At 72.6% G+C, this 16,183-nt stretch carries 13 protein-coding genes; 4 read left to right on the top strand and 9 right to left on the bottom strand.

The genetic code is table 11. The features are described from left to right. Positions 1-5: 5 nt before the first annotated feature. The 8 genes from ABZ887_RS44135 to ABZ887_RS44170 form a co-directional block, all read right to left on the bottom strand. Entirely contained in the window at positions 6-686 is a 681-nt protein-coding gene (locus ABZ887_RS44135) for a response regulator (protein ID WP_361303702.1), read from the bottom strand. After that, the gene (locus ABZ887_RS44140) at positions 683-2,344 is read right to left on the bottom strand and encodes a sensor histidine kinase (protein ID WP_361303705.1); all 1,662 of its coding nucleotides are present in this window, start codon (positions 2,342-2,344) and stop codon (positions 683-685) included. The genes ABZ887_RS44135 and ABZ887_RS44140 overlap by 4 nt, the downstream gene beginning before the upstream one ends. 105 nt (positions 2,345-2,449) lie before the next feature. Further along, positions 2,450-3,394 (bottom strand): sucrase ferredoxin, encoded by a 945-nt coding sequence (locus tag ABZ887_RS44145; RefSeq protein WP_361303708.1) that lies wholly within the window; start codon positions 3,392-3,394, stop codon positions 2,450-2,452. A gap of 95 nt (positions 3,395-3,489) precedes the next feature. Then, positions 3,490-4,743 (bottom strand): citrate synthase, encoded by a 1,254-nt coding sequence (locus ABZ887_RS44150; RefSeq protein WP_361303711.1) that lies wholly within the window; start codon positions 4,741-4,743, stop codon positions 3,490-3,492. Between the two features lie 100 nt (positions 4,744-4,843). Then, positions 4,844-5,746, bottom strand: coding sequence for a formyltetrahydrofolate deformylase (gene purU / locus ABZ887_RS44155; RefSeq protein WP_361303714.1), 903 nt, complete (start codon positions 5,744-5,746; stop codon positions 4,844-4,846). Further along, positions 5,743-6,618, bottom strand: coding sequence for a methylenetetrahydrofolate reductase (locus tag ABZ887_RS44160; RefSeq protein WP_361303827.1), 876 nt, complete (start codon positions 6,616-6,618; stop codon positions 5,743-5,745). Before ABZ887_RS44160 ends, purU begins: the two co-directional genes overlap by 4 nt. Positions 6,619-6,718: 100 nt before the next feature. After that, positions 6,719-8,083 carry an aminomethyl transferase family protein gene (locus ABZ887_RS44165; protein ID WP_361303717.1) on the bottom strand — a complete coding sequence of 455 codons (1,365 nt, stop codon included), beginning with the start codon at positions 8,081-8,083 and terminating at the stop codon, positions 6,719-6,721. Positions 8,084-8,462: 379 nt separating this feature from the next. After that, positions 8,463-9,281, bottom strand: a complete 819-nt coding sequence (locus ABZ887_RS44170; protein WP_361303720.1) for an IclR family transcriptional regulator — start codon at positions 9,279-9,281, stop codon at positions 8,463-8,465. Between the two features lie 91 nt (positions 9,282-9,372). On the opposite strand from ABZ887_RS44170, the gene ABZ887_RS44175 reads away from it, so the two are divergent. Further along, on the top strand, positions 9,373-10,662 hold the full coding sequence (locus ABZ887_RS44175) for an ROK family protein (RefSeq protein WP_361303723.1): 1,290 nt from the start codon (positions 9,373-9,375) through the stop codon (positions 10,660-10,662). A 4-nt stretch (positions 10,663-10,666) separates the two neighbouring features. Here ABZ887_RS44175 and ABZ887_RS44180 read toward each other — a convergent pair whose 3' ends face one another. Further along, positions 10,667-11,779: a Gfo/Idh/MocA family oxidoreductase gene (locus ABZ887_RS44180; protein ID WP_361303726.1), complete on the bottom strand. Its 1,113-nt coding sequence runs from the start codon at positions 11,777-11,779 to the stop codon at positions 10,667-10,669. Positions 11,780-11,917: 138 nt separating this feature from the next. On the opposite strand from ABZ887_RS44180, the gene ABZ887_RS44185 reads away from it, so the two are divergent. From ABZ887_RS44185 to ABZ887_RS44195, 3 genes are all read left to right on the top strand, one after another. Continuing rightward, the gene (locus tag ABZ887_RS44185) at positions 11,918-12,955 is read left to right on the top strand and encodes a sugar phosphate isomerase/epimerase family protein (RefSeq protein ID WP_361303729.1); all 1,038 of its coding nucleotides are present in this window, start codon (positions 11,918-11,920) and stop codon (positions 12,953-12,955) included. 80 nt (positions 12,956-13,035) lie between these two features. Next, entirely contained in the window at positions 13,036-14,358 is a 1,323-nt protein-coding gene (locus ABZ887_RS44190) for an ROK family transcriptional regulator (RefSeq protein ID WP_361303732.1), read from the top strand. A 266-nt stretch (positions 14,359-14,624) separates the two neighbouring features. Beyond that, positions 14,625-15,917 (top strand): MFS transporter, encoded by a 1,293-nt coding sequence (locus tag ABZ887_RS44195; protein WP_361303735.1) that lies wholly within the window; start codon positions 14,625-14,627, stop codon positions 15,915-15,917. Positions 15,918-16,183 lie beyond the last annotated feature (266 nt).

The raw sequence follows: 16,183 nt of genomic DNA on the forward strand, positions 1-16,183 counted from the left end.
GGGTCTCAGCCGCGGGTCGCCCACACGTAACGGTGTTCGGGGCGGCCCGCGTCGCCGTACTTGAGGGTCAGCCGGGCCCGCCCGGTGCGTTCCAGGAGCTTCAGATAGCGCTGGGCGGTCTGGCGGCTCACCCCCGTCCGCTCGGCGATCTCCTGGGCCGACAGCGGGCCCTCGGCGTTCATCAGGGACTGACGCACCAGCTCCGCGGTGGTGGGGGAGTGCCCTTTGGGCAGCCCCGGCTCGGACGGCGCGGACAGCGCGCCGAAGATGCGGTCCACCTCGGCCTGTTCGGCCTCGCCGCCGCCGTCCAGGGTGCGCCGCAGCTGCGCGTACGCCTCCAGTTTGGCGCGCAGCCCCGCGAACGCGAACGGCTTGACCAGGTACTGCAGGGCGCCCTGGCGCATCGCCGCCTGGACGGTCGACACGTCCCGGGCCGCCGTCACCATGATCACGTCGGTCTGGTGGCCGCGCCGGCGCATCTCCTGGACCACCGCGAGGCCCGTGTCGTCGGGCAGGTAGTGGTCCATGAGGACGAGGTCGAGGCGGGGCAGGGTCTCCAGCCGGTGCAGGGCCTCGGCCGCGTTGTGGGCCTCGCCGGCCACATGGAAGCCGGGCACCTTCTCGACGTAGGCGGCGTTGACCCGGGCGACCCGGGTGTCGTCGTCCACGACCAGGACCTCGATCATCGCGCCTCCTCCTCGGCCGGGGCGAGCGCCGGCTCCCGTTCCAGTTCCGGCGCGGTCAGCGCCTCGGGGAGCACGACCGTGAACTGGGCGCCCCCGCCTTCCGGTTCGCCCACGGTCGCGCTGCCGCCCTGCCGTTCGGCGAGCCGGCGCACCAGGGAGAGCCCGATGCCGCGCTTGCCGTGCGTCGGCGGCTTCTTGGTGGACCAGCCGTCGGTGAAGACCAGCTCCCGCTGTGCCGCCGGGATCCCGGGCCCCGTGTCCCGCACCCGGAGGACGATCGCGCGGCCCTCCGTGCACAACTCGACCTCCACCCGCGCGTGCGGCGTACCGGCGACCGCGTCGAGCGCGTTGTCCACCAGGTTGCCCACGACTGTCACCAGGCCCCTGGGGTCTATCAGCCGGTCCGGGAGCCAGGTGCGGTCGGACACCCACAGGGCGACCCCGCGCTCGGCCGCGACGGTCGCCTTGCCGACCAGCAGGGCGGCCAGCAGCGGGTCCTGGATCTTCTCCGTGACCTGCTCGGCGGTGACCCGGTGGTCGCCGACCACCTCGCCGACGAACTCCACGGCGTCGTCGTACATCTCCAGTTCCAGCAGCCCGAGCAGGGTGTGCATGCGGTTGGCGTGCTCGTGGTCCTGGGCGCGCAGGGCGTCGATCAGCCCGCGCGTGGAGTCGAGTTCACGGCCGAGCTGCTCCAGCTCGGTGCGGTCGCGCAGGGTGGCGACGGCGCCGCCGTCGTCGGTGGGCATGCGGTTGGCGACCAGGACCCGCTGGCCGCGCACGGTGAGCAGATCGGTGCCGGTCACCCGGCCGGCCAGCACATCGGTCGTACGACCTTCGCCGAGCGCCTCGTCGGGGGACCGGCCGACGGCCTCGTCACCGATGCCGAGGAGCCGTCTCGCCTCGTCGTTCAGGAGGCGGATGCGGCCGGCGCGGTCGAGGGCGACGACGCCCTCCCGGATGCCGTGCAGCATCGCCTCGCGTTCCGCGAGCAGCGCCGAGATGTCGGAGAAGGCCAGGTCGCGGGTCTGCCGCTGGACCCGCCGGGAGATCAGCCAGGCGGCCAGCGCGCCGGCCGCGAGGGCACCGCCGGCGTAGGCGAACAGCCCGGGGATGGTGCCGAGCAGCCGGGCCCGCACGCTGTCGTAGGCGATGCCGACCGAGACCGCCCCGATGATCCGGTGCTGCGCGTCGTACAGCGGCACCTTGCCGCGTGCGGAGCGGCCCAGGGTGCCGTTGTCGATCTGCATGACCTCCTTGCCGTCCAGTGCCTCCGTGGGGTCGGTCGACACATGCCGGCCGATCTCCGAGGGCGTGGTGTGCGACCAGCGGAACCCGCCCCGGTCCATCACCACGATGTACTCGGCATGGGTGGCCTTCCGGATCCGCTCCGCCTCCTTCTGCACCGGCCCGTTCACGGTCGGTGCGGTGGTCAGCACGCCCTCGGCGATCTGCGGGTCCTGCGCCGTGGTCTGGGCGATCGCCAGCGCCCTGCGCATCGCCTCCTGGTCCAGCTGCTTGCTCAGGGGGGCCAGGAAGAGCCCGGTCGCGAGCACGGCGACGCCCGCGGCGATCGCCAGCTGCATCAGCAGGATCTGCGAGAACACCTTCCGGGGCAGCCGGGGACGCAGACGGCGCACAGGGGGCGTGGGGCTCATACCCACGACGGTACGTGCGCGGGTACGCCGTGCTTAAGGGGGTGTGGCGTGGATCTCTTGACCAGTCCTGTGGATCTCTTGACCAGTTCTTGGGCGAGGCCGGGGTCAGCTCGCCAGTGCCGTCGTCGTCCGCAGCTCCCGCACCGACACCACGTCCATCCGGGCCGGCGAGCCCAGCACCGACACCCCGCAGCTCTCCGGGCGCGGCGGCAGCGAGACGCCCTGGGCCACGCACACCCGCCACCGGCGGCCGTCGGCATGGGCGACGGTGACCTCCCAGCGCGGGGCCGCGCCCTCGGTCCGTACAACGCTCAGCACGCCCGCCGCGTACTCGCCCGCCGCCTCGCGCACGGCCAGTTCGGCCGCCTGGCCGGGCCGTTCCCAGGCGGAGCAGCCGCGGCACCCCTCCAGCACCACGCGGTCCTCCTGGATGCCGTGCAGGACCTCCTTGACGGCATGGGCCTCGGCGCGGCCGTACGCGTAGCCGTAGGGCAGGACGAGCAGCGTCGGCGAGAAGCGATGACCACCCAGATGGGTGACCTCCCAGGTGCCCGCCACGCCGGACGCGGCCAGTTCGGCGGCGAGCGGGCGGCCCAGCAGGGCGCAGCAGCGGTCGCGCCTGCCGTTGGTGCAGACGAGCGCGAGCGGGCTGCCCCGGTGCGGCCGGCCGCCGAGCGCCGCGTCGAACGAACGGTGGTCGCCCGCGCCGAGCGCGGCGAAGTCGAGGGCGAGCAGCCGGCTCGGGTCGCGGGTGGTGGCGCTGTGCAGCCAGACGTTCCCGGGCACCGTGTGGGCGACGTACACCTGGCGTACGGCGGGGGTGCCGGGGTCGGCGTGGCGGCCGGGGCGGCGGATGAGCGCGATCCGTACGCCCGTCCCCTTGGCGGCGGCCTCCAGGGCGCGGCCCAGCGCGGGGTCCAGATGGCTCGAAGTCAGCGCCTTGGGACCCCACGGGCCGGGTTGTTCCAGCAGCAGCCACGTCGTCGCGGTGGCGGCAGTGCCCGAAACGGGCTCGTCGAGCATCCGGGAGACGGTTGCGCACCTACTCACAGAGGTGAGCCTAACCTGACTTTGCCCGGGGTGACTTCCGGCCTCGTCCGTTCGCGCCTTCGAGGGGGTTGCCGAAGGGGTTGCCGATGGGGCGGTTACGGCAGCGGCTGTGGCGGTTTCGGGCCCACGTAGTGGCCGCTGGGACGCATGCGCAGCGGGCGTTCGCCGTACTCCTCCAGCGCGTGGGCGATCCAGCCCGCCGTCCGGGCGACGGCGAAGATCGTCTCGCCCGCGGTGGCGGGCATGCCGCAGGAGGCCGTGAACACGGCCAGCGCCAGGTCGACGTTGGCGTGCAGCGGGGTGTGCCGGGCGGTCGTGGCGACGACGTCCCGGGCCGCGAGCAGGGCGGGTTCCGCGCGCGGGACCTCTTCAAGGAGCGCGAACAGCGCACGCGCGCGTGGGTCCTCGCCCTGGTAGAGGCGGTGGCCGAGGCCGGGGATGCGGCGGCCCGCGCGGAGCTCGTCCGCGATCACCGTGACGGCACTGCCCTGGTCGAGGACGTCTACCAGCATCCGGTGGGCGAGCCCGCTGGAGGCGCCGTGCAGGGGGCCTTCGAGCACGCCGAGCCCGGCCGACACGGCCGCGTAGGCGTGCGCACGCGCGGAGGCCGCGACCCGGACCGCGAGGGTGGAGGCGGCCAGGTCGTGGTCGACGAGCAGCGCGAGCGCGGTGTCCAGGACCCGCAGCGCGGCGTCGCTGGGGTCGATGCCGGTCAGCCGGCGCCACAGGCGGTGGGCGAGCGGGCCGTCGTCGTGCCCCCGCCGGCGCTGCACCGGGAGCGCGGCGACGAGCGTGGGGATCAGCACGCGCGCGGTGCCGAGGACGGACTCCTCGGACAGGTCGAAGCGGAGCGGGTCCTCGGCGGCCGCGGCGATGGTGGCGACGCGCAGCCGGTCGGTGGGCGAGGTGTGCTCGGGCAGCGCGTCGACGGTCCGGCGGGCGACCGCGACCGTGGCCTCCGGGGCGGTGAAGGTCATGCCCCGGGTCATGCGGCCCGTCCACAGCCACTCGGCCACTTCCTCGTAGGAGTGGTGGGCGGCGAGTTCCGTGGCGTCGACCCCCCGGAAGAAGTACCGGTCCTGGTCGATCAGCGTGATCCGGGTGCGCACCGACAGATCACCGCCGGAGCCCGGACTCCCTGCGGCCTCCCGCCTGTTGCGCCGGGCCAGCGTCTCCACCTCCCGGGCGTCGAAGGTGCTGGCGCGGCCCCCGGGCTCGCGTCTGCTGCTGAGCTGGCCGCGGCTCACATAGGCGTACACGGTCTCGGGCTTCACGCCGAGCAGTTCGGCGGTCTCCCTGGTGCTCAGCCGCCGCGCGGGACTGCCGGGAGCGGGGTGTTGATCGCGCATGGGCGTCACCGTAGCCGCTTCGGCATGGATTGACTCGATCAATGTTGACAGAGATCGTGTTGAGCGGCGAGGAGCGGCTCATGCGAAGACGGGGAGCGGCTCATGTGAAGACGATGGTGTGGTTGCCGTGCCGGACGACCCGGTCCTCGGCGTGCCAGAGCACCGCGCGGGAGAGCACGGCCCGTTCGACGTCGGCGCCCCGGCGGCGGAGGTCGGCGGCGGTGTCGGCGTGGGTGACGCGGACGACGTCCTGCTCGATGATCGGGCCTTCGTCGAGGTCCTCGGTGACGTAGTGCGCGGTCGCGCCGATCAGCTTCACACCGCGTTCCTTGGCCTTGGCGTACGGGCCGGCGCCGATGAAGGCGGGCAGGAAGGAGTGGTGGATGTTGATGATCGGCACCCCGGCCCGCTCGATGAAGTCGCCGGAGAGGATCTGCATGTAGCGGGCCAGGACGACGAAGTCGACGTTGTCCTTGAGCAGCCGCAGGTGTTCGGCCTCGGCCGCGGACTTGTCCGGCCCCGTCGAGGGGACGTGGAAGAAGGGGACGCCGAAGCCGCGTACCTCCTCGGCCGTGTCGGGGTGGTTCGAGATCACCATGGCCACGCTGACCGGGAGTTCGCCCCGCCGGTGCCGCCACAGCAGGTCGAGCAGGCAGTGGTCGGACCTGGAGGCGAAGACGGCCACCCGTTTCGGCACCGACAGGTCCCGCAGGGTGAAGTCGAGGTCGAAGTCCTTGGCCAGCCGTTCCGCCAGTTCCGCACGGATGCCCGGCAGGGCGGCCCGCAGACCGTCGAGGGAGAAGATCGTGCGCTGGAAGAAGGCCCCGGTGGCCGGGTCGGAGTACTGGTCGAGCGAGACGATGTTGGCGCCGTGGCTGCTGAGCAGGGAGCCGACGGCGGCGACGATTCCGACGCGGTCCGTGCCGCGCACGATCAGCGAGGCCTGATGCGCGGGTGCGGAGCCGCGCGCCCCGAGTGCCGGAGCCTGCCGGGTGACGGTCACTTCGGGTCCTCCCCGGTGCGGAAGCCGGCGATCCACGCGGAGGTCGCGCCCAGCCCGCCGAAGGTGTAGAAGTGCAGCTTCACCTCGCCGTGCGCGGTGGGGTCGTACCGCTCGGCCAGGGCGCGGATGAAACGGTCGGGTCCGGCCGTGCCCATGAGGTTGGTCAGGGACAGCCCGTACTTGCGGGCGACGGAAGCGCCGGTCCCGACCCCGAACCGGGTGGCGTACGACAGCAGCCTGCGGACCCCGGCGGGACCGGGCACGCCGACCCGGACCGGCAGGTCGACGCCCCGCTCGCGCAGCCGCTCGATCCAGTCGAGCACCGCGTCCGGGTCGAAGCCGAACTGGGTGATGACGTCGCCGGTCAGCCCCTCCTCGGCGAGGGCCGCCGCCTTCTGTTCGAGGGCCGTCCACAGTGCCGTCTCCGGGATCTGCGGATGCCCTTCCGGGTAGCCGCTGATCCCGGCCCGCTGTACGCCGTACTTCCGGAGCAGTCCGGAACGGATGACGGAGAGGGAGTCGCCGTAGGGGCCGTGCGGGTGGGCCGGGTCGCCGCCGACGACGAAGACGTTCTGCCCGGTGCCGTCGGCCTGCAGGGCGGACAGGAACTCCGCCAGGTCCTGCCGCGAGCCCAGCCGGCGTGCGGAGACATGGGGGACCGGGACGAATCCGAGGCGCCGCGCGGACCGGGCCGCCGCCCGTCGCATCATCAGGTCCTCGTTGCCGAGGTACGTCACGTTCACGCGGGTGCCCTCGGGGATGGACTCCCCGGCGGCCTCCAGTCTCGGGGTGTCCTTGCCCGTCATCTCCAGGGAGAAGTCCCGTAGCAGCAGCGCCGCTCCGGTGAGCGCGGGTGTGGAAACAGGGGTCATCATGCTCCTTGCTCGGATCGGCGCGGGGAAGGTGGCCCGGGCGGTTCCGCCGGTTCCGCCGGTTCTGCCGGTTCTGCCGGTACTGGTGGAACCGGCGGTCCTAGCGGTCGCGGTAGGCGCCGCGCGCGTATCCGACGTAGGGGGCCGGCGCCACCGTCGCGCGGATCTCCACCTGGCGGTGCGCCTCGACGCCCGGCTTGGCCGAGTTGGGGCTCTCGCCCCACACCACGGTCACCTCGGTGCCCGGCTCGCTGTGGGCGAGGTCGACCGTGGCCAGCGACACCATGGCCCGCTCGTTGGCTATGTAGCCGACATCCATGGAGATGCCGACCAGCTCCCCGCCGACGAGCACCTTGTCGCTCTGGTGCAGGGCGTAACGGGCCTTGGGGAACTCGATGAACTTGGCGGGCAGTTCGCCCGGCCGGTACAGCGAGCCGACGGCGGCGGCCACGTCATCGGCGTTCCACACCAGGGTGACCTTGGTGCGGCGCGGCTTCTTCGCGATCTCCTCCAGGGCCGCGCGGCCGACGAAGTCGTGGTCGAACGCGACGATGCCGCCGTAGCCGATGTCGTACGGCGTCACGTAGTAGTCGGCGATGTCCTCGGAGTCCATCGAGCCGCCCAGCGAGCCCATCGAGGTGGTGGGCAGCCACTCGCGGTAGCCCTTGCGGCTGGCGCCGGAGAAGACGGCCGGGAACGGCGCGGGCACCCAGGCCGACTCCAGGTTGGCGGTGGAGTACGCCTTGGCACCGGCCCGGACCAGGCCGAACTCCGGGCCGGCGGCGAGGAGGGCCGCCAGTACCGCCTCCCCCTCCGCCCAGGGGCCGAAGAGTTCGAACCCGGGCTGCCCGGCCATGCCGTGCCGCAGGGCGCGCACCTGGCGGCCCGCGATGGTGAACGTGGTCATGTGGAAGAACTTCACAGCCGGCAGAGGGGCTCCGGTGGCCTTCTCCAGCAGGGCGACCGCGTTCGGGCCCTGCACCTCGTACCGGTACACCTTGGGCGGTCGCCCGGGCTCCCGGTCGTAGGAGTTGTCGTCGCGCTCGGTCGTGGCGTCGTACTCGCCGGTCTCCAGGTGGTACTGCACCCAGTCGAGGACCATCGGGTGCCCGACCAGGTCGAACCGGTTCTCCTCCAGGTGGAACAGGACGGCGTCGCCGATGAGGTGGCCGTCGTGGTTGACGGCGACGTACTGCTTCGCACGGCCCGGACCGAACCTCGCGAAGCTGTTCACGCCGAGGTCCGACAGCAGCCGCAGCGCGTCGGGGCCCTCGATGTACAGGTCCGTCATGTGGTGCGACTGGTCCAGCAGCGCGACCGACTCCCGCCAGGCCCGCTGCTCGGTACGCCAGTTGGTGAACTCCGCCGCGACCGGAAAGGTGTGCGGGCGGATCGGGGAGTTGCGCAGCAGTGCCAACGCTCCGCCCGCCCGCCGGATGCCCTGCTCGACGCTCTCGTGGCTCATGTCCCGCCTTCCGTGATCGACCGGTGTGCGCGGTGCGGTGTCCTGCCGGGGCCACGGAGGAGGGGCCACCGCGTTCGGCTCGACGCGACCGGGCGTCTGATGTGCAGAATGCTGGTCTGCTGTACAGAACCGTAAGGCGACGTGGGGGGCCTGCGCAATATGCGGGCGGCGAAATTGTCAACAATCGGCGGCCGGTGCTGCCGGTGACAGGAACGCGGGCGAGGTCCGGAGGCCGGCGGCCGCCTCGTTCTCGGGCGCGGCGGCGATGTGTGCCGGCTCAGGAGGCGTCAGAAGGGGCCAGGGTGGAGCACGGGGCGTCAGAAGGGGGCCGGGGAGGGCACGAGGCGTCAGAGGGGGCCAGGGGGGGGAGCAGGAGGTGTCAGAAGCGGTACGCGCTCATCTCTTTCGCCAGTTCGGCGGCCGCGGCCTTCAGCTGGGTCCCGATCCGCGACTCCCACTCGGCATCGACCGAGAACTCCGGGCAGACCAGACCGATACCGGCGAACATGCCCGGTTCCGGCAGGCTGACGGCCACGCCGACGGACAGTACGCCGGGCTCGCTCTCGCCGCGGTTGACGGCGTATCCGGCCGCCCGCGCGGTCCGCATCTCCGTCAGCAGGCCCGCCACGGTGGAGACGGACCGGTCGGTGACGGCCTGCGGCGGCGCGTCCCGGTACAACTGGCGCAGCTGGTCGTCGGTGAGGGTCGCCAGCAGCGCCTTGCCGACGCCGGTGACGTGGGCGGGCAGCGAGTCCCCGGTGCGCAGGGCCGCCCTGATCGTGCGACGGCTCTCGACGCCGTCGACGTAGAGGACGTCCCGGCCCCGGGGGAGGGCGAGGTGGGCGGTCATCTCGGTGGCCGCGGCGAGTTCGGTGAGCACCGGCCTGGCCAGGGCCCGGACGTCGAGGGCGCGTACGGCGGCCAGACCGACGTCGATCAGCGCGGCGCCGGGCCGGAAGGAACGCGACGCCGAGTCCTGCCGCACGAAGTCGTAGTAGGACAGCATCGCCATCAGGCGATGTGCGCTGGAGCGGGCGACACCCAGTTCGGCGGCGACGTCGGCGAGGGTCAGGCGGTCGCGCTCGCGCAGCAGCAGGAGGATGCGCAGCGTGTTCTCCACCGAGGCGATGGGGTAGGCCGGTGCCGCGCGGTCGCTCAACGGCGGCATCTCGCCGAGCCGGTCGGGTGACGGTTCCATGCGGTCAGCTTCGCACGCGGTGACATGCGGGTGGAGCCCTCCCGCCCCGGCCGTCGGCGACGACAGGTCGCCGGGACCATAAGCTCACTGCATGACCGACCACACCCGTACCCTCTCCCTGGTCCTGAGTCTGATCAGGAGCGGAACGGCCGTGACCAGGCCCGACCTCGGCCGGCAGACCGGGCTGGGCCGGACGATCATCACGCAGCGGGTGGACCACGCGATCCGGGTCGGCCTGGTGGCGGAGGGCGAGCCTGCCCCGTCCACCGGCGGACGGCCCTCCCGCATCCTGCGGATCGCCTCCGGCCGAGGTGTCGTCCTCGGCGCGGTGTTCGGCGCCACCCATCTGAACGCCGCGGTGACCGACCTCGACGGGACCGTGCTCGCCGAGCGGCGGGTGCCGTGGGGCATCGAGTCGGGCCCCGAGGCGTCCCTGGCCACGCTGGTCGACGTGGCGGGGCAGCTGCTGAACCCGGAGCTGCGGCAGCGCCTGTGGGGGGTGTGCGTGGGCGTACCCGGGCCGGTCGACTTCGCGCGCGGGATGCCCGTACAGCCGCCGATCATGGCCGGCTGGCACGGCTTCCCGCTCCGGGACCGGCTCGAAGCCCACTACGACGTGCCGGCCTGGGTCGACAACGACGCCAACCTGATGGCGCTGGGAGCCTGGAGCCGGACCCGGGCGGCCGCGGGCGACAACATCCTGCTCGTCAAGGCGAGCACCGGGATCGGCCTCGGCCTGATGTCCAGGGGCCGGCTGCACCGGGGGGCGCGCGGCGCGGCCGGCGACCTCGGGCACACCATCGTCGCCGAGGAGTCCCGCCACCGGTGCCGGTGCGGCAAGTTCGGGTGCCTGGAGGCGTTCGCCGGTGGCTGGGCCCTCACCCGGGACGCACGCGCCGCGGCCCTTGAGGGACGGAGCGCCTTCCTGGCCGAGCGGCTGGAGCGCACGGAGGCGCCGCTGGCCGTCACCGACGTGCTCGACGGCTGCCGGGCCGGCGACCGGGTCAGCACCGAACTCGTCACCAGGGCGGGCGAGCTGGTCGGCGGGCAGCTGGCGACGCTCGTCAGTGTCTTCAACCCGTCGACGGTCTACCTGGCCGGCGTGCTGGCCCAGGCGGGCGACGTGTTCCGGGACCCCGTCGCGGAGGTCGTGGCCAGACGGTCGCTGCCGCTGGCCACCGACGAACTCGTCATCGCCCGGGTCGACCTCGACCGCGCCGAGGGCGTCGTGGGAGCGGCGGCCCTGGTCGTCGACGAGCTGTTGCACCCGGAACTGCTCGACCAGTGGCTCCGGCACGGCAGCCCCCGCGGGATCCGCGCACACACCGGCGACTTCACCGAGCCGCTCCCGCTCGACGTGCCGCTGGCGGGGGCACGGTAGCGGCTCAGGAGCGTTTCTCCGCCGGCCCCTGCCCCGCCGCCGGCACGTCGACCCAGCCGCTGCCGCGGGCCGACTCGACGACCGCCCGGGCGATCTCGGCCGCGCGCAGTCCGTCGGCGAAGGACGGCATCCCGGTGACCTGTTCGCCGCGGACCGCCGCGTAGGCGTCGGCGACGAAGTCGGCGAAGGCCTCGTAGTAGCCCTGCGGATGCCCGGACGGCAGGCGGGCCGCCCGTCCGGCGGGGGCCCCGGCCCGGTTCGGATCGCGCAGCAGCACCTCGTTGGCGTCGCGGCCGCCGATCCACAGCGACTCGGGGGTCTCCTGGCGGAACGCGTAGCTGGCGTCCGGCCCGTCGAAGGAGAACGACAGCGCGTTCTTGTACCCGGCGGAGACCTGGCTGACCACCACCGATCCGATCGCACCGGCGTCGGTCTCGAGGAGGACGACCGCGCCGTCCTCGGTCTCGACGGGGCGCGGGGTGCCGTCCGCTCCGGGCCGGGCCGGGACCGCGCGGGCGAAGGACGCGTTCACCCGGGTGATCCGCTGTCCGGTCACGAACTCGGCGAGATCGCACCAGTGGACGCCGATGTCCCCGAACGCGCGCGTGGCGCCGCCGTCCGCCGGGTCGACCCGCCAGTTGGTGGCCTCCGTGTCGGCGAGCCAGTCCTGCAGATAGCTGCCGTGGATCAGCCAGGGCGGCCGGTGTCCCGGCCGCCGGATGTGGTCACGTGCCTCACGTACGGACGCGTAGTACCGGTACACGAAGGGCACGGCGGTGACCAGCCCGCGCTCCGCCGCCAGTTCGGTGAGTTCGCGTGCGGTTGCGGCGTCGGTGGCCAGCGGTTTCTCGCAGACGACCGGGACACCGGCGGCGAGGGCCGCACGGCAGAACTCCGCGTGCGTGGCGTTGGGTGTGCACACGTGCAGCACGTCCACCCCGTGCCGCAGGACGTCCTCGACCGAGTCGAAGCCCTGGCCGGCCCCGAACTCCGCGGCGGCCCGGCGGCCCTTCTCGGGCGTCGACCCGACCACGCCCACCACCTCGCCGCCCGCCACGAGCGCGGACCGGGTATGCACGGCCCCCATGAAGCCGGTACCGATGACAGCGACGCGCATGCCACACACCTCTTCTCTTCCTTCTCGCTCCAGGAGCTAACGCGTGAACAAGTCGAAAAAACGGAGAGTGATGACTCCGCCAACGTCGACTTTTGCTCACCGTAAGCTAAAGTGTCGGAAACGCCAAGGAGGCCGCACATGAACCAGAGCCAGGCACAGAGCCGGGAACCGGCCCGGCAGCCGGTCACCCTCTTCACCGGTCAGTGGGCGGATCTGCCGTTCGAGGAGGTGGCGCGGCTGGCGGGTGAGTGGGGGTACGACGGACTGGAGATCGCGGCCTCCGGCGACCACCTGGACCTGGCCCGCGCCGAGGCCGACCCCGACTACCTGCCGCAGCGCCAGGCCGTCCTGGAGCGGTACGGGCTGAAGGTCTGGGCGATCTCCCACCACCTCGGCGGACAGGCCGTGTGCGACGACCCGATCGACTTCCGGCACCAGGCGATCCTGCGCCCGGAGATCTGGGGCGACGGCGACCCGGAGGGCGTCCGGCAGCGCGCCGCCGAGGACATGAAGCGCGCCGCCCGGGTGGCCCGCAGGCTCGGCGCCGACACCGTCGTCGGGTTCACCGGCTCGAAGATCTGGAAGTACGTGGCGATGTTCCCGCCGGTCTCCCAGGCGGTGATCGACGAGGGGTACGAGGACTTCGCGCGCCGCTGGAACCCGATCCTCGACGTCTTCGACGCCGAGGGTGTGCGCTTCGCCCACGAGGTCCACCCGTCCGAGATCGCCTACGACTACTGGACCAGCGAGCGCACCCTCGAGGCGATCGGCCGCCGCCCGGCCTTCGGCTTCAACTGGGACCCCTCGCACATGATCTGGCAGGGCGTCGACCCGGTCGGCTTCATCACGGACTTCGCCGACCGCATCTACCACGTGGACTGCAAGGACACCCGGGTCCGGCCGCCGTACGGGCGCGCCGGGATCCTCGGCTCGCACCTGCCCTGGGGCGACCCGCGCCGGCGCTGGGACTTCGTCTCCGTCGGCCACGGCGACATGCCCTGGGAGGACGCCTTCCGCGCCCTGGCCGCCATCGGCTACGACGGCCCCATCTCCGTGGAGTGGGAGGACGCGGGCATGGACCGGCTGCACGGCGCGGCGGAAGCCGTGGGCCGGATCCGCTCCGCTCTGTGGCCGCTGCCCAAGGCGGCCTTCGACTCGGCGTTCAGCAACCAGTGACCCCGCCCGGTCGCCCCCCGCCCGGCGCCGGCCACGGCCGCCCGGTGCGGGGCGCGACCGGCGGGTCGTATCGTCGTCCCGTGGCTCACGGCGAGGATGACAGCGGCACACCGCACGGCAGCGCATCGCACGGCGACGACGACGCCAGGTCGGCCAGGTCGGCCAAGTCGGCGAAGTCGGCCAGGCCGGCCAGGTCGGCGTCCGGCGTCCGGCAGGGGAACGTCCGGCGGGTGCTCGACGCCCTGCGCCTGGACGGCCCCTCCTCGCAGGCGGCCCTGGCCCGCCGGACCGAGCTGTCGCCGGCGACGGTGAACGCCATCGTCAAGACGCTGCGCGCGGACGGCGTGGCCGAGGTGCGGCCGGTCAACGGCCGGGAGTCGCTCGTCGCCCTGGTCGCCAGCCACGCCGCCGTCGTCGCCGTGCAGGTGAACGCCGACGCGATGCGTGCCGCGCTCTTCGACTTCGGCGGCCGGGTCCGCCTCGACGCCTCCGTGCCGTTGCCGGGGGAGGGCGGCAGCCCCGCGCTCGTGGTCGACCTGGTGCGCTCCCTGACCGCCGAGGCCGGCCTCGGCCCGCGGGACCTCGCGGGCGTCGCCGTCGGCATGCAGGCGCCCCTCGCCCGCGCCACCGGCGCCGTCGCGTCCTGGGCGCGGCTGCAGTTCCCCGAGTGGACGGACCTCCCGGTCGCCAAGACCCTGGAGGACGACCTCGGCATGCCCGTGATCGCGGAGAACGACGCCAACTTCGCCGCCCTGGCCGAGTGGACCTGGGGAGCGGGCCAGGGCGCCGCCGACTTCCTCTATGTCATGTGCGCCGCGGGGGTCGGCGGCGGGCTCGTCATCGACGGCCGGATCTACCGCGGCGGCGACGGCCTGGCCGGCGAGATCGGCCACATCGTCCTGGAACCCGGCGGGCCGGTCTGCTTCTGCGGCAGCCGTGGCTGCCTCACCACGTTCGTGTCCGAGCGGTCGATCCTGCTCGCGCTCGAAGCGTCCGGGAGCTCCCGCGGCAGCCTGCGCGAGGTCGTCGACGGCGCGCGCCGCGGCGACCCCGCCTGCCGCAGGGTGCTGTACGAGGCCGGACGCCATCTGGGCCGGGCCTTCGCCAGTACCGCCAAGCTCATGGCGCCCAGCGTGATCGCCGTCGGCGGGACGCTGAGCGAGGCGGGCGCCCTGGTGTTCGACGGCATTCAGTCGTCGGTGGAGATGCACAGCCTTCGTGCCGTGTCCCCGTCGATCCGGGTCTGCCCGGCCCGGCTCGGCGACGACGCGACCCTGTTCGGCGGAGTCGCCGCCGTGCTCGCGGAGACCGGACAGGGTGTCAGCACGCTTCCCGCCTGGGCGAAGCCCTCGAAAGCCGCTCGTCAACCGCGAATCATTCGAGATATGAATAATCGCGACTGAAATCGTTGACAAACACTGCGGAAATCATACGATAACCGGGAGCTAGGGCGTCGCGGAGTGCAACAGGCTCCGCCGCGCACCAAGCGGGACGCTTATTGGTAAGCGCGAGACGCGCTCGGCGCGCGGGGCAGCAGGCCCCTGTGGCGCGACAACATCCCCCTTGCGGGCACTGATCGCTGAAAACCACCAGGAAGTCGACTGTGTCGACCCTCCGCACCGGTGAGAAAACGTTCAGAACTCGAATGGTTGTCAAAAGGATCTCAATGATGAGTCACCCGACGAGCTTTGATGAGGCGTCACAGTCGGCCGCACCCTCCCCTGCGGCGGCCGAAGAGTCGCACGGCGGCACCAGGAGGACATTCGTACAGCTCGTCGTGATGATGCTGCTCGAATTCGTGGTCTTCGGCTCCTGGTTCGCCACCTTCGGCCTGGTCCTCGCCACCAACGGCCTGGCCTCCGTCATCGGCACGGCCTACACCCTGGCCGCGGTCGCCGCGATCGTCTCCCCGATGCTGCTCGGCGCCATCGGCGACCGTTTCCTCCCCTCGCAGAAGGGGCTCGGCGTGGCGCATCTGGCGGGCGGCGCCGTGATGCTGACGCTGCCGGCCGTCGTACGCGCCGGCAGCGGCACCCTCGCGCTCGCCCTGATCTTCGTCTACATGCTGTTCTTCCAGCCCACCCTCGGCCTGGCGAACGCGATCGCGTTCCGGCACCTCGGCTCGGACAAGCGGCACTTCCCCTACATCCGGGTCTTCGGCACGGTCGGCTGGGTGGTGGCCGGGTTCGCCGTGGGCTGGCTCGGCCTGTCGGCCTCGGTCGGCGTCTTCTACGTGACGGCCGTCGCCGGCTTCGCCCTGGGCCTCTACGCCTTCACGCTGCCGGCCACCCCGCCGCCCGCGCGGGGCGTGCGCTTCGACCTCGGCGACCTGGTGGGAGCCAAGGCGTTCCGGCTGCTGCGGCACCGCAACTTCGCCGTGCTGATGGGCTGCGCCGTGCTCACCTCCGTCTCGCTCGGCGTCTACAACACCTACGCGTCCACCTACCTCGGAGCCCTCGGGATCGGCAACGTCGCCGGTGTGCTCGCCCTCGGACAGGCCTCCGAGGTCGCCTTCATCGTCACCATCCCGTTCATGCTCAAGCGCTTCGGGATGAAGTGGGCCATCTTCGCCGGCATGTGCATGTGGGGGTTGCGGTTCGTCCTCTTCATCGAGGCGGCGAACAGCGGCAACTGGCTCGCGATCACGGCGATCGTGCTCCAGGGCATCTGCAACGACTTCTTCCTCGTCCTCGCCGCCATGTACATCGGCCAGGTCGCGCCGGTCGAACTCGCCGCCCAGGCCCAGGGGATGCTCATCCTCGTCGTCTCCGGCATCGGCGCCTTCATCGGCTCGTTCGTCTCCGGCGAGATCTACAACGCGACCGTGGGCGCGCACGGCACCCCGGGCGACTGGACCGCCGTCTGGTCCCTGCCCATTGCCACGGCGGCGCTCGCGGCCCTGCTCTGGGGCGTGCTGTTCCGCCAGACCCGCGACCAGGAGGCCGCACCCCTTCCGGCGTGAGGGAAGCCATGCCGGACCGGACGGGAACAGACCAGCGAGCGGAGAGGAAACAGGTGGAGACCATGCGGCAGCCAGTCGACGCCTCGGACCGCAAGCCGCCGCGGACGGGACCCCGTCCGGTCCCGGCGCCTGCCCTCGGCGCCTGGGAGCGCAGCAGACGGCTCGGCCTGCGCGAGGTCCGCGGCCCGACGGCGGCCACCGCCACCGCCGTCCACGCGGAGCCGCCCAGGCGGGCGGACCGCGACCTCGCAGCAGAGAGAGCCGAA

Source organism: Streptomyces sp. NPDC047061, from assembly GCF_040643955.1.
Lineage (GTDB): Bacteria > Actinomycetota > Actinomycetes > Streptomycetales > Streptomycetaceae > Streptomyces.